The sequence below is a fragment of the Pseudoalteromonas phenolica genome (assembly GCF_001444405.1).
Lineage (GTDB): Bacteria > Pseudomonadota > Gammaproteobacteria > Enterobacterales > Alteromonadaceae > Pseudoalteromonas > Pseudoalteromonas phenolica.
This window is the reverse complement of sequence record NZ_CP013187.1, coordinates 2,527,745-2,548,992: the sequence shown is the minus strand read 5'-3', so window position 1 is coordinate 2,548,992 and position 21,248 is coordinate 2,527,745. Positions and strand designations below refer to the sequence as shown.

16 protein-coding genes are annotated in these 21,248 nt (G+C 40.6%); 9 read left to right on the top strand and 7 right to left on the bottom strand.

What is annotated here, in order from left to right:
- The first annotated feature begins 299 nt into the window (after window positions 1-299).
- From PP2015_RS11120 to PP2015_RS11110, 3 genes are read left to right on the top strand one after another with little or no spacing between them, the layout of a single operon-like run.
- Complete coding sequence (locus PP2015_RS11120; RefSeq protein ID WP_128724154.1) at window positions 300-3,179, top strand: cadherin-like domain-containing protein; 2,880 nt, start codon at window positions 300-302, stop codon at window positions 3,177-3,179.
- A gap of 14 nt (window positions 3,180-3,193) precedes the next feature.
- Window positions 3,194-5,929 carry a TonB-dependent receptor plug domain-containing protein gene (locus tag PP2015_RS11115; RefSeq protein ID WP_058030410.1) on the top strand — a complete coding sequence of 912 codons (2,736 nt, stop codon included), beginning with the start codon at window positions 3,194-3,196 and terminating at the stop codon, window positions 5,927-5,929.
- Window positions 5,929-7,029 carry a cytochrome-c peroxidase gene (locus tag PP2015_RS11110; protein ID WP_058030409.1) on the top strand — a complete coding sequence of 367 codons (1,101 nt, stop codon included), beginning with the start codon at window positions 5,929-5,931 and terminating at the stop codon, window positions 7,027-7,029. The genes PP2015_RS11115 and PP2015_RS11110 overlap by 1 nt, the downstream gene beginning before the upstream one ends.
- 93 nt (window positions 7,030-7,122) lie before the next feature.
- Here PP2015_RS11110 and PP2015_RS11105 read toward each other — a convergent pair whose 3' ends face one another.
- From PP2015_RS11105 to PP2015_RS11095, 3 genes are all read right to left on the bottom strand, one after another.
- Entirely contained in the window at window positions 7,123-7,542 is a 420-nt protein-coding gene (locus PP2015_RS11105; RefSeq protein ID WP_058030408.1) for a GNAT family N-acetyltransferase, read from the bottom strand.
- Window positions 7,539-8,072, bottom strand: coding sequence for an endonuclease V (locus PP2015_RS11100; protein ID WP_058030407.1), 534 nt, complete (start codon window positions 8,070-8,072; stop codon window positions 7,539-7,541). The genes PP2015_RS11105 and PP2015_RS11100 overlap by 4 nt, the downstream gene beginning before the upstream one ends.
- 67 nt (window positions 8,073-8,139) lie before the next feature.
- Window positions 8,140-8,907, bottom strand: a complete 768-nt coding sequence (locus PP2015_RS11095; RefSeq protein ID WP_128724152.1) for a hypothetical protein — start codon at window positions 8,905-8,907, stop codon at window positions 8,140-8,142.
- Window positions 8,908-9,115: 208 nt separating this feature from the next.
- On the opposite strand from PP2015_RS11095, the gene PP2015_RS11090 reads away from it, so the two are divergent.
- The gene (locus PP2015_RS11090) at window positions 9,116-9,982 is read left to right on the top strand and encodes an alpha/beta hydrolase family protein (RefSeq protein WP_058030405.1); all 867 of its coding nucleotides are present in this window, start codon (window positions 9,116-9,118) and stop codon (window positions 9,980-9,982) included.
- A gap of 6 nt (window positions 9,983-9,988) precedes the next feature.
- Here PP2015_RS11090 and PP2015_RS11085 read toward each other — a convergent pair whose 3' ends face one another.
- The gene (locus PP2015_RS11085) at window positions 9,989-11,029 is read right to left on the bottom strand and encodes a zinc-dependent alcohol dehydrogenase family protein (RefSeq protein WP_058030404.1); all 1,041 of its coding nucleotides are present in this window, start codon (window positions 11,027-11,029) and stop codon (window positions 9,989-9,991) included.
- Window positions 11,030-11,165: 136 nt separating this feature from the next.
- On the opposite strand from PP2015_RS11085, the gene PP2015_RS11080 reads away from it, so the two are divergent.
- The 3 genes from PP2015_RS11080 to PP2015_RS11070 all read left to right on the top strand — a co-directional run bounded on the left by PP2015_RS11080 (window position 11,166) and on the right by PP2015_RS11070 (window position 15,234).
- On the top strand, window positions 11,166-11,627 hold the full coding sequence (locus PP2015_RS11080; RefSeq protein ID WP_058030403.1) for an Lrp/AsnC family transcriptional regulator: 462 nt from the start codon (window positions 11,166-11,168) through the stop codon (window positions 11,625-11,627).
- A gap of 196 nt (window positions 11,628-11,823) precedes the next feature.
- Window positions 11,824-13,926, top strand: coding sequence for a TonB-dependent siderophore receptor (locus PP2015_RS11075; protein ID WP_058030402.1), 2,103 nt, complete (start codon window positions 11,824-11,826; stop codon window positions 13,924-13,926).
- 141 nt (window positions 13,927-14,067) lie between these two features.
- Window positions 14,068-15,234, top strand: coding sequence for an acetyltransferase domain-containing protein (locus PP2015_RS11070; RefSeq protein ID WP_058030401.1), 1,167 nt, complete (start codon window positions 14,068-14,070; stop codon window positions 15,232-15,234).
- 86 nt (window positions 15,235-15,320) lie between these two features.
- Here PP2015_RS11070 and PP2015_RS11065 read toward each other — a convergent pair whose 3' ends face one another.
- Together PP2015_RS11065 and PP2015_RS11060 are read right to left on the bottom strand one after the other, a co-directional pair.
- The gene (locus PP2015_RS11065; RefSeq protein WP_083496574.1) at window positions 15,321-16,073 is read right to left on the bottom strand and encodes a penicillin-insensitive murein endopeptidase; all 753 of its coding nucleotides are present in this window, start codon (window positions 16,071-16,073) and stop codon (window positions 15,321-15,323) included.
- Between the two features lie 63 nt (window positions 16,074-16,136).
- Window positions 16,137-17,012, bottom strand: a complete 876-nt coding sequence (locus PP2015_RS11060) for a LysR family transcriptional regulator (protein WP_058030400.1) — start codon at window positions 17,010-17,012, stop codon at window positions 16,137-16,139.
- 146 nt (window positions 17,013-17,158) lie between these two features.
- On the opposite strand from PP2015_RS11060, the gene PP2015_RS11055 reads away from it, so the two are divergent.
- Window positions 17,159-18,214, top strand: coding sequence for a LacI family DNA-binding transcriptional regulator (locus PP2015_RS11055; RefSeq protein ID WP_058030399.1), 1,056 nt, complete (start codon window positions 17,159-17,161; stop codon window positions 18,212-18,214).
- Window positions 18,215-18,284: 70 nt separating this feature from the next.
- On the opposite strand, the gene gtfA is transcribed toward PP2015_RS11055, so the two are convergent.
- The gene (gene gtfA, locus PP2015_RS11050) at window positions 18,285-19,754 is read right to left on the bottom strand and encodes a sucrose phosphorylase (protein ID WP_058030398.1); all 1,470 of its coding nucleotides are present in this window, start codon (window positions 19,752-19,754) and stop codon (window positions 18,285-18,287) included.
- Between the two features lie 201 nt (window positions 19,755-19,955).
- On the opposite strand from gtfA, the gene PP2015_RS11045 reads away from it, so the two are divergent.
- Window positions 19,956-21,152: an MFS transporter gene (locus tag PP2015_RS11045; protein WP_058030397.1), complete on the top strand. Its 1,197-nt coding sequence runs from the start codon at window positions 19,956-19,958 to the stop codon at window positions 21,150-21,152.
- The last annotated feature ends 96 nt before the right edge of the window (window positions 21,153-21,248 follow it).

The following is a 21,248-nucleotide window of genomic DNA, read 5'->3' as shown; positions in this document are numbered from 1 at the left end:
TTTGTTTCTTTTAAAGGTAAATCAATTAATTTTGATGTTTATGCATACGTATTCATTGAGATTTTAAACTTATATCTAATTTCACTTGGTTATTTCAAACCCTTAATTAGGTACGTTTTAGATTAATTGTTCTAAACCGATTAAGAATGATATATAGTTTTGCTATTGATTTGGATTCTCATTTGTATTTGAGTGTTCAGATGGGTGCGTTAGGTAATAAGGAACTTGCTTTTAACCCTTATAAAACACTTTGTATTGAGAAACTTGTTCTGCGTTTATTATTTTATCGGACCTACCTAATGAAAAAATCACTTGTTAACTTGGCTGTAGTTGCAAACTTAAGCTTTATTTTATCTGCATGTGGCGGCAGTAGCGGCTCTTCAGGCAATCAAGCCCCTGTATTCAATCAATCAACTTTTACCTATGAATTGTTGGAAGATCAGAGTATGCAGGGTGAAGTAGCCGCCACTGATGCTGATGGCGATCAACTAGCATATAGTGTTGGTAAATCGGCCGATAATGGCGTAATCACTGTTAACAGAGATGGTAGTTTCATTTATACGCCTGTAGCTAATTTTTTTGGTGAAGATACTGCAACGATAGTAGTCTCTGATAGCATCGCCAGTGCAACAATTTCACTCTCATTCCAAGTCACAAATGTGAATGATTTGCCTGTAATCTCTACTAGTCAAGTTGTTGTGAGTAGCACAGGTCAAACAAAAGGTCAGGTAACTGCGCAAGACCTAGATGGTGACACATTGACTTTCAGCATTGTTCAAGCGCCTTCAGTCGGTAAATTATTTTTAGATTCTGAAACAGGACATTTCACTTACGATGCAGAAGCATTAAATGAAGTAAAAGGGAGTTTTATTGTCTCTGTAAGCGATGGTAATGCTGAACCTGTTGAAGCTGAAGTGTCTTTGAGCCCATCGTTTGTCACTAATCAAGATAAGTTAGGTTTTTACTACGCTTCAGATGTGTCACATCTTTCAAAAGCTAAGCAACTTGTAGAATTAAATCAGGCGGATGATCCGGTCGCTATTAAGAATGCATTACTTGCGGAGCAAGCATATGCTGAGATTGCACTTGGGTATGCGCAATCAGGTTTCGCTGATGAAGCGATTAAATTGGTATCAAACCAAATTGCAGGTAGAAAAGTTAAAGCACAAGCCTACAAAGCAATTGCGGTGGCATTTGATAAACAGGGTCAAATAGAACTTGCAAATCAGCAGCGTCAACATGCTACCGTTGAATATAATACTTACTTGGCAGAGCTTGGTTTAGAAAATATAGGGTCATCTGATGCACATTTTTACTTTCAAGTAATCCGAGATTATTTAAATGTCGAGCAAAATGATTTAGCGACAGAACTCCTAAAAAATACTAATTTGTATGCAAATTCACTCATTGCGCTCGATGAAGAGTCAAAGAGTGCACACCGTGCATTTGTAACGGCACATCAAACACACTCTCAAAACATGGTTGAAGACTTTGTTAATGATGAGCCTAACGTAAACTTTGATAAAACATACAATGCGATTAAAGCGTTCTCTGATATTACTTCAACAGTGTCTTATCAAGAAACAAGCCGAGGTATTTATCATCAATATCGAGCAAATTTCTTTAGACAAGCCGCTCAGCTTGCACACATTCTTAGCTTGAAGTCGTCAGGAACAGACAAAGAAAAGGCACTCCAATTAGCCAAATATAATTTAGCTCAAGGTTTAGCGCTTTACTCAGATATTAATTATGACAGTCAATATGCGCTTAAAGCAGAGGAATATGCAGCCAATACGCTTGCTAGGTTTGATACACCTTTACAGCTGTTCAGTGGTCTATTTGAATCACTGTACCCTGAGTATATTGCAGCACATAAATCTGAGGATAATTCGGGTAATGTTGCCTATGAGTTATTAAAGTCTGTAGGTAGCTCGACAGATTTGAGAATGGGCCATCGTCATTTATATGCGCACAAACTTTTGACTGATGCCTTATCAGGTCGCCCAATGACCGAGACTTTGGCAAACATCAGTAGCACCTTTTCCGGTGGTGATGAAGCTGAGATTTTCCATACATTAGTTGAAGCGGGCACGGTTAACTTCGCAGAAAGATATGGCGCTTGGTTGTTACATTATGCCGGTTTAGACGAACAAGCTTTAATTTTATTGTCAGAAGCTGAAAAACTCATCCAAACAGAAGCTTATCTAACAGATGTAAGATTTGTTGTTGACCAAGTGCTCGAAAGTGATGGTTGTATGCGACTTGCTGAACTGAACCATGTATTTGGTGGCAATAGTGAGCAATCAAATTCGGTTGTTACAACGTGCGACACATTGGCGAAAACATATTATCAAGGCAGTGAGACCATTTCTGCAGATAAACAAGTACAGGCTTTTAATGCATTATCAGTTGCTTGGACAAGAGAGCAACAATCAGAAAAAGCATTGGCCGCAAGTACTACCGCGCAAGAAGTGGCGTTAACTTTCAGCGCTGTTGATGACTTCATAGAAGAGCATTTTGCAGTTGCGAATGCGCAAGCATCAAATGGTTTTTTAACGCAAAGTTTGGCAACCATTCAAATAGCATTCAGTAAATTTTCTCAGGCAATGGATGAAACAGTCACCGTAGAAGAAAAGGTCGAACTTATTGAAGATACTTTAAGTCAGCTAGAAAGCCTCACCGAACGTGAAGTCAATATTAAGTATCTCGCGGTTAATAATCTGCAGTTTGGTGTACAGCATCATGCTGGTTTAAATGATGACTATGCGCAAGTTGTTACTGAAACGAAAACGCTCATAGAAGACATGTTAGATGAGCTGGCAAGTGCAACATCAGCGCTTTCAGACAAAGACAAGCAAGATATCTATAAAGATATATCTGTGCAATATGCTGCTATTAATGCATATGACAAAGCAGTTAGTTTGGTACTTGATCCAGTGTATACAGAAGCTGATAAAGAGTTACTGCTATTAGACATTGTTAAGCTTCAAGCAACACAAGATGATTTACCTTCCACCGCGGTTGCTAATGTAGATACAGATAAGGACGGCCTTGTTAACTTCTTTTTACCTGATGCAAGTGAACAGCAAATAACGGCGTCAAATCTGAAAATGGATGAAGACAGCGATAACGATGGGTTGTCAGACCTTGAAGATCTATCACCTTTAAAAGCAGACTAAGAGAAACATAATTCATGAAAACGTCACCGATTTTATATGTTTCTCTCGTATTACTGCCGGGCCTAAGCCTGGCAGACACTGCAACTGAGTTAGCTCCTGAACTAAAAAGCTTTTCAAAAACACTGATAGCTGAATGTGTAGGAAAGACAGCATTAGAGAAAAAAAACAAACAACAGTTACTTGAATGTCTCGAGTCAAAAAAACGAGCGCAAAACATTGAGCGTATTGATGTTAAAGGACAATATATTGGCTTACAGGTGCCTGAAGTTAGCGGAAGATATACGCTTGACCGAGACTTTCTAGAGAAAACACCACATACTGCAGGCGATATTTCTGAGTTACTCGGCTTATTGCCAGGCGTGCTTCTCGGCAGTGATGCGTTTGATGCTGACCAACAAGCAGAGATTGGTGCTAAAAGGGTATCAATTTCAGGTGCTCAGCCATGGCAAACTGGCTTCTTTATTGATGGGGTGAATTTTAATAGCCGCCAAGATCCCAGCGCATATGATAGGAGTAAATCGACACCGAACGATGTACAAGGGGCCGTACAAGCATTTAATGTCAATCAACAAATTGTTGAATCGCTAGAAGTGTATACCAATAATATTCCTGCAAACTATGGTGGCTTTAGTGGCGGTGTAGTAGAGGTAAATACGCGAGAAGCAGAGCAAAATGAACGCCATTTAGGGTTTAGTTACCGTACATCTCAAAGTGATTGGAATCAGTACCACGTTATTATTGACGAAGAAACAGGCCAAGAAGTAGAAGAGCTTCCACTTTCACCTGTTTTTGAAAAAAATGTATATAACTTTGATTTAAGTTTGGGGTTAGGGGAGCACCATAGTTTGCTAGTTGCAACCAGCTTCACTGAAAGTAAGATTTCAGAAGTATCACTTAATCAAACCGCAGTAACGAGCCGAGAGAATACTAATTTTTTAGTAAAACTTACCCAAAAAGACTTATTTTTAGACAAAGTTGATCTGACATTTAATTACTCTCCTTATGAAAGCCAAGACATTATAAAGGATGTCCTAAATAGTGAATTCAACAATGATGGTGGTGGCTACAGTACAACCCTCAAGCTAGAGCAGGATGTAGCTGGTATTGGTCTGTCGAGTAAATTCTCTTATACCTTTAGTGAAAATTCTCGACAAGCACCTGCGCATTTTTATCCTTGGAGAAAAGCAAAAGGTAAGGACTGGGGAGTCGGTGATGCAGCCGAAGACATAAGTCATTCTCGAGAAGGGGGGTATGGCACACTCGATAAAGAACAAGAAACGCTGTTTTGGGAGTTAAATGCTGACTTTGATGAGGTCAGTTTATTTAATATTGGGCACTACTTCAAAGCAGGTATTCAAGTACAAAAAGAAACCCTAAATAGACAACGCTATGATGCAAGTTATAGGTATAACTCGCCAAATGCACAACTGAGTAATTTAAATTGTGCAGGCGCATTATTTGATTGTGTTGAGCTGCAAACCTCAATGTCAATTGAGGAGCTAGAGGCGAAGCTTGGAGAGCCGCTTGATTTATCAAAACCGGAGCATGTTTTACATTATTCGAATATTGTAACCGTGACGCCACAGTTCTTTACTTTACGCACTGTTTATCAAGCTGAGCAAATAGAAGTTGATGTGCAGAACCTCAGTGCCTATTTCACAGATGAATTTGAGTGGCATAATCTCACCTTAAGATTGGGACTAAGATATGATCATGACGACGTATTAGAGCATCACAATCTGGCACCTCGTATCAGCGGTGGGTATCGACTAGGTGAAGACGAGGAAACGATGGTCGTGTTTGGTGCAAACCGATATTACGACAGTAACCTACTCAACTATAAAATTCGAGAGCAGCAACTGCCGAGTATTTTACAACAACGTTATGCCGCTCTAGGTGGTGTGCAAGGTTGGCAAGATCAAAGCACACAAACAGATTACCGCTATCGATATAATGAAGTAGATACTCCATTTAGTGACGAACTAGTATTAGGTTGGAAGCAAGCCACTCAATTTGGTAATTATTCTATTGAATATGTAAAGCGGTGGGGTAAAAAGCAATTATCTAGCACCCAAGCACCACAATATAACTCAGATGATGGCTATTATTATCGCCAACTTTCTAATCTGGGCTACACACAAAATGAGCGAGTCTCACTATCTTGGGCGCTTTACTTGAACGCACATAGCTTCTGGGCAAATTCCACATATCAGTTAGCACAATACTCAAATACAGATTCATATGAAAACGTCGATACAGCGGCTTTGAACGAGCTAGTATTTTTAAGAACAGGTGATGTGAACAGCGGCTATGAATTTACTGAAACAACCAAAAATAATATTGAGCTAAGATCGGAAGAGTTTGGTGAGCCTCTGACAGTTAATTTGGGTTGGACAGCAAAATGGACCCCCACTTTTACAACGAGCTTAAACGCAAGTTACCGTCAAAGTTATCAGGCAATTCTACCTTTAAATACATCGCGCGAAAGTGAACAGCTTTCCAGGGCGTGTCCTCAATGTGCAGCTGACGACAGTTTATTGATTGATGTATATCAAGAGGTGCAATTACCAAGTCGAGTACTCGCTAATTTATCACTTAATTGGGAACCTAAACTTTTAAAAGACCATAACCTCAAATTTGGCTTAGACATTAAAAACCTATTCGATAGCAGAACTTATACAGCTTATGGAGAATCAGTGGGTATCGAGACGGGCCGCTCAATTTGGTTATCAGTTGGGGTGAAATTATAATGATGAAGTTAATATTAACCTTGTTATTGTCTCTAAGTTTGATGGCTCTGAATGCGCAAGCAGAACAAGTTGTAGAAGATTCAAACCGTTTAGAAACCTTAACCCAGCTTTATCAACAACACCCAAGTAAATGGCCTGCAATTGAAACAATGGACGGTAGAAAGGTAAGTGACCTAGCGCCTTTGACAAATTTGAAAGCAGAGCCTAGTAAACAGCAAGTCGAATTGGGAAAACGGTTGTTTAACGATCCGATTCTATCTCGTGATAAAACGGTGAGTTGTGCAAGTTGTCATATGGAAGATAAAGTTTTTGCAGATGGCAGGCCTCAAGGTCAGGGCATTGATAACCTTGTTGGCAACAGAAATACACCAGCCATCATAGGTGTTGATCATTGGCGAAGTTTCTTTTGGGATGGTCGCGCAGACAGTGCTCTAGCACAAGCATTGATGCCGATAGAAAACCCGATTGAAATGGATTTAAAAGTCACTGATGCTTTAAAGCGATTAAATAACGATAAGCAGTATGTTGAATCATTTAAACGAGTATTTGAGACTTCAACGATTGAAGCCAAACATTTAGCGCAAGCATTGGTTGCGTTTGAAAGAACCATTGATAAACCAGACACCCTGTTTCAGCGTTTCATTCATAAGGCGTATTCAGCGCCTAAGCAAGCATTAAGTATGCTTAATGAACGTCAGCTCTCGGGTATGCATTTGTTTAGAACAAAAGCCAAGTGTATGACATGCCATGAAGGACCTTTACTATCTGATAATTTGTTTCATGTTACCGGTTTTCATAACTATGGTAGGCCTTTTCAAGACCTCGGTCGTTATGAACATACAAAAGATATCGCAGATGTTGGCAAATTCAGAACGCCAACTTTATTGGCTATCTCCAAAACCGCACCTTGGATGCACAATGGTTTCTTTACTGAATTTCGACCTATGATAGATCAATATAATCGTGGCGGCTTTAAGCCAAAACCTAGAGGACGTTTCATTGGCGATAAGATGTTTCCTACAACCACAGATTTAATACAACCAACATATATGTCTGCGCAGGAAGTCGATGACTTGGTTGAATTTTTGAAGATTTTATAAAGCGATTAGTATGCTCTGTTAGATTACACTGAATGTTATATGTAATCTAATAGAGCTCATTGTACAAATTAAGCATGCGTTCGAACACCTTCTTTATAATTTAAATACACGCTGAGACTTAATACTTTTAAAGCCTTGCTGTTCATAAAAAAGGTGGCTTTCTAGTCGAGTTTCATTGCACCGAACACGAACTTCCTCAGTGACTTGAGATGTCGCAAACTTAACTAAGCTTTTACCAATGCCCAGACCTCTATACTCAGGATTTACGACCAATCCACCAATTTCATAAAAGTCATTTGATGCCAGTCGGCGTGCATAGAATAGATGTATCCAACCGATTATTTTACCTTTTAGTTCGGCGACAAAAATCTGATCAGCTTCAGACTCCAATAGTGACTGCAACTTTTCTGAGGCCTGATTTCCAGATAATCTTTGATAACCTAGGTGTATAGATACAGAGTTTATCTCTTCGGCATCATCAATTACTGCAAGTCTGAAAATGGCTTTGTTCATATATTAAACTCTTCGCTAAGGTGCTGGCTGCTTTTGGCAAACTCACGGCAAAGTTGATCAGCACGTTTCAATAACGTTGGAATTCGATGTTTACCATGCATATGTAAAATATGCTGTTTTGCAACCTGTGTTGATTCAGTGCTGGTCACATAGAGGGGTTTAATACTTTCTCCTCGATATATCGCATGTTCATCACCAATATCTAAAAAGGGCTTTTTCGCGACTCCTACAACAGACGATTCACCATGAAGGGCATCAAACACATGCTTACCTAAGCCGGGCTTTTGATGAGCATCTAAATATACATACCCGTCAACAACAATGGTATCTGGTTTAAGAGCATGGTCAGACAGCACTTTTAGGATGCAGGGCAACTCTCTTTTGTAAAAAGCACCGGGTTCGTACTCTTCGATTTGGTTTACAACCGTTGTGTATTCTTTGAATGGAGACTCAGCTTGCCAATTATTAAAGGCCACACAAGCTACAAATGCTTTATCGTTAGTGTATTGCACGTCAATGGCGACGATCATCGACTACTCCTAAGTGATCAAAACACTGATTTGGGTATGACCTGATTATTTTCAATAGCTTAATAAGTTAAATGACATTTTTTGAGACTAGGGAATAGAAAAACATGCCAAATTTTTTATTATTTTGAGTAGTTGAATGGGAGCTGGCAAAGTTCCACCATGGTTGGGCTCTCATATCTGACATGATTCGACCCCAAGCTTCATTCTCTAGCTCAAACCCTCGAATTTCGCAAATAGTCTGCTTACAAGTAATAGCATCTAGTGCCACTTTATCGGCTAAGTCATGAGTAACAAAGAAGTCAGAGATATGTTGCTCTGTAACAATAGACCACTCTTGATCTTGTGGCTCTTCATGAAGCTGCCTAAATTTATCAACCATGGAACCTCTTGCTTTGAGAACCACTGAGTCAAAGGGTGCTGATAAGTGTTGGCTCACTTCTTCTTCAGTCGCTTGTGATGGCTGATCCTCTCTAGGCATGTTTGGCTTTGATGCGTTTAAAGATTCCAGCTGAGATTCAGCGTCTGCAAGTTGCCTTTTCACGTCAGCTAGTTCGTTTATAAGGGTCTGCTTATCGTGCGTATGGCTATTTTGAGCTGTTTGATTTTTGTTTGTTAGTCCAGATGAAGGAAGCGAACTTTTGCTTAATTCAGCCGCCGATTGACATTCTTTTTTGTCAAAAGATTCAAGCTTAGTAGGGTTACTCTCAATATTTTGAATGGCATCAAATTGTGCTTCTTTTGCTATTGAAACATCCCCAGCCCCCATGTTCTTACCAATAAAAAACATAATGAGTAAGGAGATCAACCAAAATAATGTTAGCAAGAGTTTGTTCACGGAGAGTCCTGTATTTTTCTTATAATTTGATGTTGCTATCTGATCAAGCGGCTATTTATAACGCACATTAAACTAGCATATTCATTCATGAAAATGCACATTACTTGCTGGTCTTTTGAGTTTTAACTCTAAAATTTAACATTTGCCGTTGCGATATTTGCTCGGCATTTGTAAGCTGTTCAAAACGGACTACTAAGTTGCAAATCATATGTCTAAAGTTAACTGTAAAGAAGTAACCATAATCTGCGAAGATGGGTATAAGCTTGCGGGTTCAATATTTTCGCCTTCAGGTCAAATTAAAGGCGCCGTATTAATTGGGCCTGCAACAGGGATTAAGCGTCAATTCTACAAGCCATTTGCAGAGTTTTTAGCTGAGAATGATTTTGCTGTTCTTAGTTATGATAATCGTGGAATTGGAGGGTCATTGCATGGAGACATTAAAAAGCACTCTGCTAGTTTGCAATGTTGGGGGTTACTTGATCAACCTGCTGCGATTGCTGAACTCATGGCGCAATTCCCAAATACAAGTTATCACTTAGTCGGTCATAGCGCTGGTGGACAGCTATTTGGACTCGCGCACAACGCCAAAGCGTTAACATCCATGTTTAATTTTGCGAGTTCATCAGGGCGATTATTAAATATGAAAATAAGAGATCAATTTAAGTCTCACTTTTTTATGAACCTTTTTATTCCGATCTCTAATAGCGTGTTTGGTCATACTAAATCACATTGGCTAGGCATGGGAGAGCCATTACCAAAAGCAGTGGCAAAGCAATGGCAAACATGGTGTAACGGCGGTGGTTATGTAAAAACAGCATTTGGCAAAACCATTGACAAGCATTATTTCGATGAGCTTACATTTCCTACAATGTGGGTTAACGCTGTGGATGACTTCATTGCAAATGATAAAAATGTGCAAGACATGATGTCTGTGAGCCCAAATATTCAGGCGAAAACACTGACTCTAGACCCCAAAGATCATGGTTTAAAAGAGATTGGACATATGAAATTCTTCAGTCGCAAAGCCAGTGTTTTATGGGATATCCCGTTAGAATGGTTAAATAGCCACGCTTAATGATAGCTAAAACTGACTTATGACCGTAACCCCAGGCGTATTGTTTTTATCTAAGCCAGTAAGTACATCGATTGATTCAGTTAAAGAAATGGTCTTTCCTAATAACTTTTCAGGCTGTAGCTGACCTGAGAGGATCATCGCTAACATTGCGTCATATCTGTGTGCTTGCATGCCATGGCTTCCAATGATTTCGAGTTCGTTAGCAATTACAGCATCCATAGGAATGTTTGGTGTTGAATGTTCAGCTAACAATAAGCCAACCTGTATGTGCTTGCCCAGTTTTCTCAAGCTCTTGATTGAATTTATACAGGTGACAGGATGACCTAACGCGTCAAGAGACACATGAACTCCGCCTTTTGTGAGTGTTTTAATTGCTTCGGGCACGCTAGTCACTTGATTGGCATTAATGGTAGTAACAGCCCCGAGGTTACTTGCTAGCTTAAGCGCGCTGTCATCAATATCAATAGCAATCACATTTGCCCCGATGGCCTTGGCTATCATGATGGCAGATAAGCCAACTCCACCGCAGCCATGAACGGCAACCCATTGACCTGCTGTGATATTTCCTTGGTCAACCACAGCTCTAAACGAAGTCACGAAGCGACAGCCCAAGCTGGCGGCGGTCACAAAGTCCATTTCATCAGGCAGTTTTACTAGGTTGATGTTGGCATGATCAACAGACACATATTCAGCAAAAGACCCCCAATGAGTAAAGCCAGGCTGAGTTTGGCTTCCGCATACTTGATGGTTTCCAGAATGGCAATCAGGGCAACTGCCACAAGCATTTATAAAAGGCACCGTCACTCTATCACCGACTTTAAAGCCTCTGACATCTTTGCCTAAGGCTGCAATTGTGCCTGCAAACTCGTGCCCAGGTACGTGAGGAAGTTCAATACCATCGTCATGGCCCATCCAACCATGCCAGTCGCTGCGACACACGCCTGTCGCTTTAACATTAACGATGACCCCATGAGGTTCTGGAATAGGGTCGCATACATGCATAATTTTAGGTGCTGATTTAAAGTTTTCGTAAACAAGGGCTTTCATGGCGTTTATCCTATCGATGATTGATGCTTTTAATTTACGCTTGCTGGTAGAAATTACCTTGCTATGTTTACTTGAATAAAGGTGCTTTCTGAAATAGTCTTTTTCCTTAAGGTTGTATATTGAAGGATTCTTTTAAATGACTGAGTTAGATAAGACAGATATGCTTATTTTGGCACGTTTACAACGTAATGGCCGTCAGTCTAGTGCCAAGCTTGCAAATGAGTTGGCATTGAGTGAAACCCCATGTTGGCGTCGTATTAAGCGTTTAGAAGAGCAGGGCTACATTGAAGATTACCAAGCAAATTTAAACAGAAAAAAACTGGGGTATGGTGTGATGGCATTTGTGCAATTGACTTACGTCGAGCATGATGAAAAAACCACTCAGGATTTTGTAGCCATGATCAATGATTGTGATAATGTTTTATCTTGTCACAATACGACGGGAGATGCCGATTTCTTATTACAGGTAGTCGCCAAAGATTTAGATGACTACAGCAATTTTATTGACGGTGTTTTAAGAAAATTCAAAGGCATATCAGGGATTAAATCGAGCCTATCACTCAAAGAACTTAAATCATCATCTCGGCTGCCGATCTAACAACAGCAGCCATTTGCACTCAAATAACTCTTTCAATCATGTCTGCATTTTTTTAAAGCATCCGTCACGTCTATCAGTCAGTAGTTTTCGACTAAACGCAAAATAACGCGTTAATTTACTTTTTAGGAAATGACAATAATATAGTGGGTTATGTTATATTGTATCGAATTAATCATTCCTAAAAATAGAGATTTGTGTGAAAAAGAAATTACTACTCTCACTTTTGGTGGCATCGAATGGTGTCATTGCGCAAGATGCTGTTAAATCAAACGAAGACATTGAACACATTGAAGTTAATCGTGTGTGGCAACCTTATCGAGGAAATGTACCTTTAGTTCAAACTCCACAAGCTGTCGATACGATTAGCGCTGATGTGCTTGAAAGTGAAAGTATCACCCGCTTTATGGAAGCGCTCGAGCTTTCACCGAGTATAGTTAGGCAGAATAACTCAGGCGGTATGTTCGATAGTTTTGCTATTCGTGGTTTCTCGGGAGACGAAAATAACCCATCGGGTTATCTTGTGAACGGCTTTAACTCTCGCGGTTATAACGGTAATAGAAATACCGCTAACATCGAGAGCATTGAAGTGATGAAAGGCCCAGGCTCTGCACTTTATGGGCAAGGTGAGCCGGGTGGTACTATTAATATCATCACCAAAAAGCCGCAGTTTAATGAGCAAGGCTATGTTCAAGCAACGCTAGGTAATTACAGTAAAAAACAGTTTGAATTTGATTACACCAACGCACTGAATAAAGAGGCTGCATATCGACTAAATGGTTCGTATGAAGACTCAGATACACATAGAGATCATGTTTCAATTGAAAGCTTACATTTATCGCCATCGGTATTGTGGAACATTTCTGATGACACCAGCCTGAGCTACGAAATGGAAGTGCTAGATCAGAAAAAGCCTTTAGATAGAGGTGTATACATTCTGAATAATGACTTTGACGGTGTGAAAGCTGATGCTTTTTACGGTGATATCCGTGATGGCGCGCATCAAGTTGAAGCGCTCGGTCATCAGCTCGTGTTAAATCATAAGTTAAACGACGATTGGCATTTACTGACAGGCTTTGCTTATCGAGATTCTTCGTTTAAAGGTGTGTCTTCTGATACTGAATTATCAGGTGGTAGACAGCTGGTGTATAGCGACGAAAATCTACTGTCTCGCCAACGACGTGCGCGTGATTATCAAGCGCTTGATGTATCGGCCCGCTTTGAATTAAGTGGTGAAGTTAAGCTTGGCAGTCTAACGCATAATATTTTAGTGGGTGTGGATCACTATAATTTTGATATTGATACCGACTACAAAGTATGGCGCACAGCATGGGGCTCAGGCGATACGACTTATACCATTGACCCTAGCAACCCTGACTACACTCAAGCTCAACCTGAGCCAGTACAAAAAACGCTGACTGAAGAGAATCAAAAAGGTTTAGGCCTTTATGCCCAGGATCTGATTGAACTGACTGAAAAGTCAAAAGTATTAGTGGGTGTACGTGTTGATAAATTTGAACAAGACATTCTTAACTTACGCAGCGATGAAGCGCAAAGCCAAGAGCAAACCGAATTTACCCCACGTTTAGGCTTTATTTATAGTGCGAATGACCAAGTTAATCTTTATACGAGTTATGCCGAAGGTTTTAGGCCAAATCCGGGTCTTGATTCAAACCGCAATGCGTTTGAGCCAGAAGAAACTAAGTCATTCGAAATTGGCGCAAAGTGGCAAGATGTTGCGGGGCGTTTCTCGGGTAGCATAGCCCTTTTTGATGCGCAAAAAACCAATATGCTCACTGCTGAGCCAGATACGGGGTTATCAGCAACATTAGGCGAGGTTGAAAGCCAAGGTATTGATTTTCAGCTAACCACTGAGCTGACAGATAACACAGTACTTGAACTTGCTTACGCTTACACAGATGCAAAAACAGCAAATGATGTGATTAATGCCGATTGGGGCGTGCCAATTCCAAAAGGCTCGCGCTTAATTAATATTGCTGATCATATCGGCCATGTTTCACTAAAGCATTACACCACACTGTTCGGTAAAGCATCTTACCTTGGTGCAACCGTAAATTATGTGGGTGATCGTTTAGGCGAAACAACAGATGCAAACTTTATTTTGCCATCATATACGCTTGTTAACTTGTCAGCGTCGATTGAGGTAAATGACAAGGTAAGTATGAAGTTCGATATCAACAATCTGTTTGATAAGGCTTACTTTGAAAATTCTTACCATAAACTTTGGACTATGCCGGGCTCACCGACAACTTACAGTGCAACGATTAAATATCAGTTCTGATCTTTACTGTGAGTTAATGTCTTAGTGTGTTCTAAGTCATATTAGTAATTGAAAATAGCAGTCTGAGTAATTGTACTTAACCAAACCTTGGTTAAGTGGTTATTTAGGCTGTTTTTCGTTTAAAACACGAGAAAGAGTGTAATGAATCATCTTCAAAACAGTAAAACGCGCTTGCCGTCCATCGATATACTTCGTGGCATCGTGATGTTATTCATGTTGGTTGATCATGTCAGAGAGCGTTTTTTCTTACATGCTCAAGTGCTTGATCCAATGGACATTCAAACGACGAGTCCTGATCTTTATTTTACCCGTTTAAGTGCCCACTTTTGTGCGCCAATTTTTGTGTTTTTAACCGGTCTATCAGCATGGTTATATGAAAACCCCGCAAACGGTGCAAAGCGTTCAGCTCAATCATTTTTGCTAAAACGTGGCTTATTTTTAATTCTGCTTGAAATGACATTGGTCAATTTCTCTTGGTTTGGCGCTTATCAAACACTGTACTTGCAAGTTATCTGGGCGATAGGGGTGAGCATGGTGGTTTTAGCCATTGTGGTCGCTTTACCTCGAAGTATTATCGCCATATTAGGTATAAGCATAGTTGCAGGTCATAACTTATTATCGCCCATTGAATTTGCGCCAAATGAGATGGGTTATTCGCTATGGACGATTTTGCATGACCGAGGATATTTAGTCACAGATGCTTTCATCAAGGTAAAAGCCTCTTACCCCGTTTTACCTTGGATCGGGGTTATTTTGTGTGGCTATGCAGTGGGGCCTTTATTTTCGAGCTCGGTACCTTCGCAAAAGCGTAAAACGATTTTGTTGCAAAGCGGAACCGCGTTTTTACTAGGTTTATTAATTTTAAGAGGGCTAAACATTTACGGTGAAACTCTTGATTGGTCTCAACAGGCAACCTTGCTTTTGACTGTGATGGACTTCTTTAATTTCACCAAGTATCCGCCATCTCTTGATTTTATTCTACTTACATTGGGAGTAGGTGCCTTTGTGTTAGCGGTGTTAGAAACGAGCGTATTTAAGGTGTTAGAGCCTGTCAGAATATTGGGTTCTGCGCCTATGTTTTTCTACATCACGCATTTATACGCACTGCTTGTTGCTAGCATAGTGGCACAGTGGCTATTTGGCACAAATATGCATTATGGAAGTGCTCAGACTGCATATTTTGGCTTTTATCACGTCTGGCAAGTGTGGCTGTTTGCAATGTGCTTAAGTGTACTTTTATACCCACTATGTAAATGGTTTGCGAGTTATAAACGCAAAACATCAGCGCGCTGGGTTAAGTATTTTTAGTTGCATTTAAAAGTTAAATATTGGTTTTGCGAGCATATGCATGAATGTATGCTCGCTTATTTACTTCTTTAATTTATCGGCGTGATTTAAAGACGATATTTTAGCTTGTTGGCTTTTTTAATTGTGGCAAGGCAAGGCACGGCAAAGTCCACATGATAGTGTTCATCATGCCTCACCCATGAGCGCTTCTTTGAAAACTGTATATGCGTTTTAAGGTAATCTCCATATTTGGTTTTAAATAAATTGGGCTGTAGCTTTGGATCAAAAATAACTCGCCATAAATCCACACCAAGTTCTTTTGACGACTTGTGTAATGCAACCAGATGTGCTGAAAGCGCGTCATAATCTATCCGATATTCATCAAATTGACTTACACTATCAAACTCAATGTTATAACCGAATTTGTTAAAAGGGTGGGTAGGAAGATGGACTGATTCACCATTCTCATTTAATACAGGGGTCATGAAATCTACAGATAAACCATTTTGATGTGTTTTATGAGGTCGAAACTTTCCACCATCAACAAAACCTGTTTCAGCATACTTGAATACTTTATCAGGTTCTGTCTTTTCTAAACGAGAATAAGCATCAAGGATGATATCTTTGACTTTTGAATGCACGTATGTGCGCCCAGCTAATCTTGCTATTTCACTATAACCAACAAAGTTATTGCCTTCTTTTGGTAGCTGAACACCATTTTGTAAACTTCCGTTTGATGTCGTGCCATAGCAAACGCTTGAACTGGCCAAAGACGAAAAGGTGCTCAAGAGAAAAATAGAGCATATTGATAGCGTTTTGAGCTTATATAAAGCAGGTATAAAGAGAGTGTATAAATCCATTTGTATGTCGTTGTTTGAAAACGTACTAATAGTTTAAAAACCTAATCTGAATGCAGCTTTAATTTACCACTTTGCAAACCGCTCCAATAAAAAATCTATGGCTAGGCGTGCCCTGAGCGGCATAAATTGCTTGTTTTGATAAACAATCCAGCTGGTTGCGCCTTTAATGCAATATGAGTCTAAAAGTGGTACCAGCTTTTGCTGTTTTATTGATTCTGTGAAGGTGCTTTCGGGCATATAGGCGATACCTAGACCTTGTTCGCAGGCTTCGCGTACCACATTGGCGTTATTGCTACGCCAGTTACCTGTAACTTTTACACTTTGTTTGGTTCCGTCGATATTAAACGCCCAGTGGTCGTTATTAGCGATAATGCAACGATGGCTTTTTAGTTGGTTGGGATGGTTTGGTATGCCATAGGTTTTGAGGTACTCAGGGCTGGCAACCACCATCATAGAGCGGCTAATTAACTTACGGGCGATGAGGTTTGAATCATTCAATTCGCCGTAGCGAATAGCAAAGTCGATACCATCTTCAACAAAATTAACCAGTCTTGAATTGAAATCTATTTCTATATTGAGCTCAGGGTGCTGTTTGGCAAACTCCATCAGAGCAGGGGCGATGTAACTTTCGGCAAAGCCACCTGCGGCACTGACTCTGAGCGTGCCAGATAACTGATATTGCTGCTGGCTTAATTGCTCGTTGGCTTGCTGTAAGCCGGTAACGAGTTGTTTGCACTGTTGATAGTAAAACTCGCCATTTTCAGTCAAGCTAATTTGGCGTGTGGTACGTGCTAAGAGACGCGAGCCTAAACGTTCTTCTAAGCGAGAAACTTGTCGGCTGACATGGCTGGTGGAGCAGTTTAACTTTTTTGCAGCAGCCGAAAAGCCACCGCTTTCAGCAACAGCCACAAACTCAAAAATGCCTTCAAAACTGTCCATCACTACTTTGCCTATTTCGTAAATATTTGCAGATGTTATTTAACAATCACTTATCCTAAATAGCAAAGAAGATTGGCTGTCTTTTAATAGGTAAATTTATTACTATCTTCACTTATAGGAATTGTTTACTAAGGGTTTCAACGTCAATGACCGACAGAAAATGGACGCTAAAGAGTATCGCTGCACATTTAGGTGTGTCGAATGCCACTGTTTCAAATGCTTTTAATCGACCGGACCAACTGTCGAAAGCAAAGCGTGAAGAAATCCTCGCTGCGTGCCATGAACTCGGTTACTTTGGGCCAAATAAAGCGGCACGTTCGTTGCGAAAAGGCACGTTCAACATTGTTGCGCTCGTGCTTCCTGACAGCGTTGAATACATGGTGTCAGATCCGGTGGCGAGCAGCTTTATGCGTGGTGTTGCCAAAGTGCTTGAACCTCAAGGCATTAATTTATTGCTTTTCTCGGGTAATGCTGAAAGCGTCAATGACATTGTCGATTTTGTTGATGGCTTTATTTGCTATGGCCGTCCTCGTAATACCAAATTAATCACCCACCTTGAAGCGCTCAGCAAGCATGTCGTGACGGTCGACTTTGAGTTAGACAACAAAGCCAGTGTGAATATCAATAATCATGAGGCCGCTTACACTGTCGCAAAACAAGCATTTACAGGTTTTGAAACGACCAGTGATAACACAAGTGATAACATTGAAGCAGCTATTTTAGGCCTTCGCTTACTTGATACTGAGCTTATCTGCCGTGTGTATGACCATCATTTGCCTGAACTTAATACTTCGATTGCACATCAACGTCTAGCTGGATTTCGCCAAGCTATCAATGAGTTGGGTGTCGTTATTGCGGATGATAAAACTTGGAATATACCTGAGAGTAGCGAACGTTATGCGCGCATAGCTGCTAAAGAAGCATTAAATACATCGCCTCGACCCAATGTGTTGTTATGTATGAGTGATTTAATTGCACTCGCCGCAGCGAGAGAAGCCCAGGCGCAGGGCATTAAGATCCCTGAAGAGCTTAAAATTGTAGGCTTTGACGGTATTGATGAAGCAGAGCTTTTTCAACCAGCCATTACCACCATTCACCAAAACAGTGAGAATAAAGGGCAACAAGCGGCCGAGCTTTTTATAAATAAAGAAAAGCAGCAAGTTATGCTGCCTTTCAATCTTAAGTTAGGTCAGTCGACCTAACACCTTTGGAGTAATTAACAGATACGAAGTAGTCTGAGCTTTGGTTATGAGACTATATCTAGAGCTCAGGTTACTTAAGTAAATCTGCGATATTAAAACGTTTAGCGCCTTTTCTATCAGCAAAGGTCATTTCAATTAGGTGTGTTTCAAAGTCAATTTTCAAACAGGCCGTGTGCTGCTGGTTTTCCCACTCCATGATCAATAAACTGTCAGCGCCTTGCAAAGAGAATGCACCATTAAAAGCTTGGCTTTCATTACGCAATTTAATGAGTTTTGATAGGGCTTTAACCACAGGTTTTTGTAATTGAATATCGACCTTTTCTGGCGTTAAGTAGCTGCGGTTAATATCGCGGCCAACATTGGTGCTATCAAGTAATGCCATGTCATTATGCAATGCAAGTAAACCACCGTAATAAACCTGCGGTACACCCGGTGAGAAGAACTGAATAGCTCTTGCTGTTAGGTAGTCTAAGTCATTGCGGGCGAGGGCATCATAATAGGTGCAGTTCACTTGATATAAGTCGACGTTACTGGCTGCTGCGCCGGTCGCTTGACGGCTTTGTGAATTGCTATTTTCATGGATTTGTTCAACTAAGTTGTCGACTTGTGCTGCATTGAGCAACCCCGGTTTTTCACCTTCAGGACCCGCATCAACAATGCCAATACCATCGTGGGTGTCGAGCACAGTCAAGCAATTACGCGGCGCAATGGTTAGCCAAGACACCAAGGCATCCACATTTTGCGTAAACAAAGTGTGTAAGATGAGTGGTGGCAGCGCAAAGTCGTACACACGGTCAACTTTTTCTGCAACCGCAATTTGGGTCTGATAATGACTGTGAATTTCGGCAATGGTTTCCATGCCCATCTCATTGGCTTGTTTTGAGAGTTGTTTAATAAAAGCAAAGGCTTCATCGGTCATAAAACAGCTAGTACCTGCACGCTTAATAGCAAAACCTGCGGCATCTAAACGAATGATCTTCACTCCATTGTTGGCAAATAAGTTGAGTACTTTATCTAAGTAATTTTTACCCGCTTCGGTTTCAACATTTATATCAATTTGGTTGTCGGTAAAGGTCGTCCAGAAATTAACAACTTCGCCTGAAGCCAATGTTTTTGGTGTAAAACAGCTGGTAGGTCGAGGTCTAAAAATAGCGGCGGCTTCTTCGTCTGTGATGCCATTCGGAAACACATCTTGCTCTTTTAAAAACATACTCCAATACTTAGACGCCGTGCCATTTTCAAGCACATCCAAAAACTCTGGAGATTGACCAGAAGCGTGGTTAACGATGAGATCAGCCATTATTTCATAGCCTTCCCCTAGCGCTTTTAAGTCTGGCCAGCTACCTAAGCGACTATCAATTTGTGCATGGTCAATTGGGTCAAAACCCGCATCGCTACCATCGATAGGGTAGTAAAAAGGCAAAATATGTACGCCAGAGAATAGACCTACCAGTGGCCCGTCAAGCATCTGCTTTAACACTGGTAGGCCACTCCCTGTAAGCCTGTCTGCATAGGTGATCAATTGCACTTGGTTTTTCATAGTCGCACTCAATATCTCAAAGTTGATTCTTAATCGATTAAGTTATATCTTTAATCAGCAATCAAAGATATTCAAGTACTATTTACAATAAAAATTGGCTGAAGCTGGCCTGATTCAGGCTAGACTTATTTAAGATCAGCCAGTTATATCAACTGAATTAACCGCTTAATAAAGTTGGTATTAACCCTCGAGGTAACCATTATGACAACACACAACTTATCGACGCTTCGCTGGTTGACCTACATGATGTTTTTCATGTTTGCGATGACCTCAGACGCGGTGGGCGTGATTATTCCAGAGCTGATCAGCGAATATAACCTGACCATGACACAAGCCAGTGCCTTTCATTATGCGCCCATGATTTGGATTGCCATTAGTGGCCTGTGCCTTGGCTTTTTAGCAGATAAAATAGGGCATAAGCCCACCATAATTATTGGCTTTTTATTATTCTCAGTGGCGTGTTTTGGTTTTGCTTTCGGCAATACATTTACGTTATTTGTCGGCCTATTAAGTATGATAGGTCTGGCAATTGGCTTGTTTAAAACTGCGGCGCTGGCCTTACTTGGTGATTTGACGCCATCAAGTAAAGCGCATACTAAAACCATGAATACCGTAGAGGGATTCTTTGCTGTGGGTGCCATAGTGGGTCCGGCAATTGTTAGTTATATGTTGGTTGCTGGCGTCAGTTGGAAGTACCTATATTTACTGGCAGGTGTCATGTGTGTATTGCTATGTTTGGCGACTTTTAAGGTGTCTTTCCCAGCTAAAACAGAGAAAAAAAGCAACGAGCAGGCGAGCTTTAAACAAACGCTTGCGATGTTAAAAGACAAGCATGCCCTTGGTTTTTCTGCTGCCATTGCGCTTTATGTGGCGACTGAAGTCGCGATCTATGTCTGGATGCCAACGTTACTTAAAACCTACCAAGGTGATTGGACGTTACTGGCGACTTATGCGTTGACTATTTTCTTTGTGCTGCGTGCTGTGGGTCGATTTATGGCTGTATGGTTGTTGAATTTATTCTCATGGCAGAGCGTGATGCTTGCACTCAGTAGCGCGATATTCTTATGTTATTTAGCAACTTACCTGTTTGGTGTAGATGCGGCTGTGTTTACATTGCCACTGAGTGGCTTATTTATGTCGATGATTTATCCGACCCTGAACTCAAAAGGGATCTCCTGTTTTGAAAAACATCAACATGGCTCTGTCGCTGGGGTGATTTTATTCTTCACCGCGTTGTCGGCAGCGGTTGCGCCTTTATTGATGGGTATCGTGAGCGATCACTTTGGTCATATTGAATATGGCTTTGCATTGGCAACCGGCTTTGCTGCATTACTTATGTTAGGCATGTTGTACAACTATTTTAAAGATCCAGCAAAAGCGCGTTTAGCTCACGCTTAACTTAAATTTAAATCAAATCCCCTTGTCAAAGTGTTCAACTGCACCAAATCTGCCAATTTGGATGCACCGAGTTGGACACTTTTTTGTTATATATAA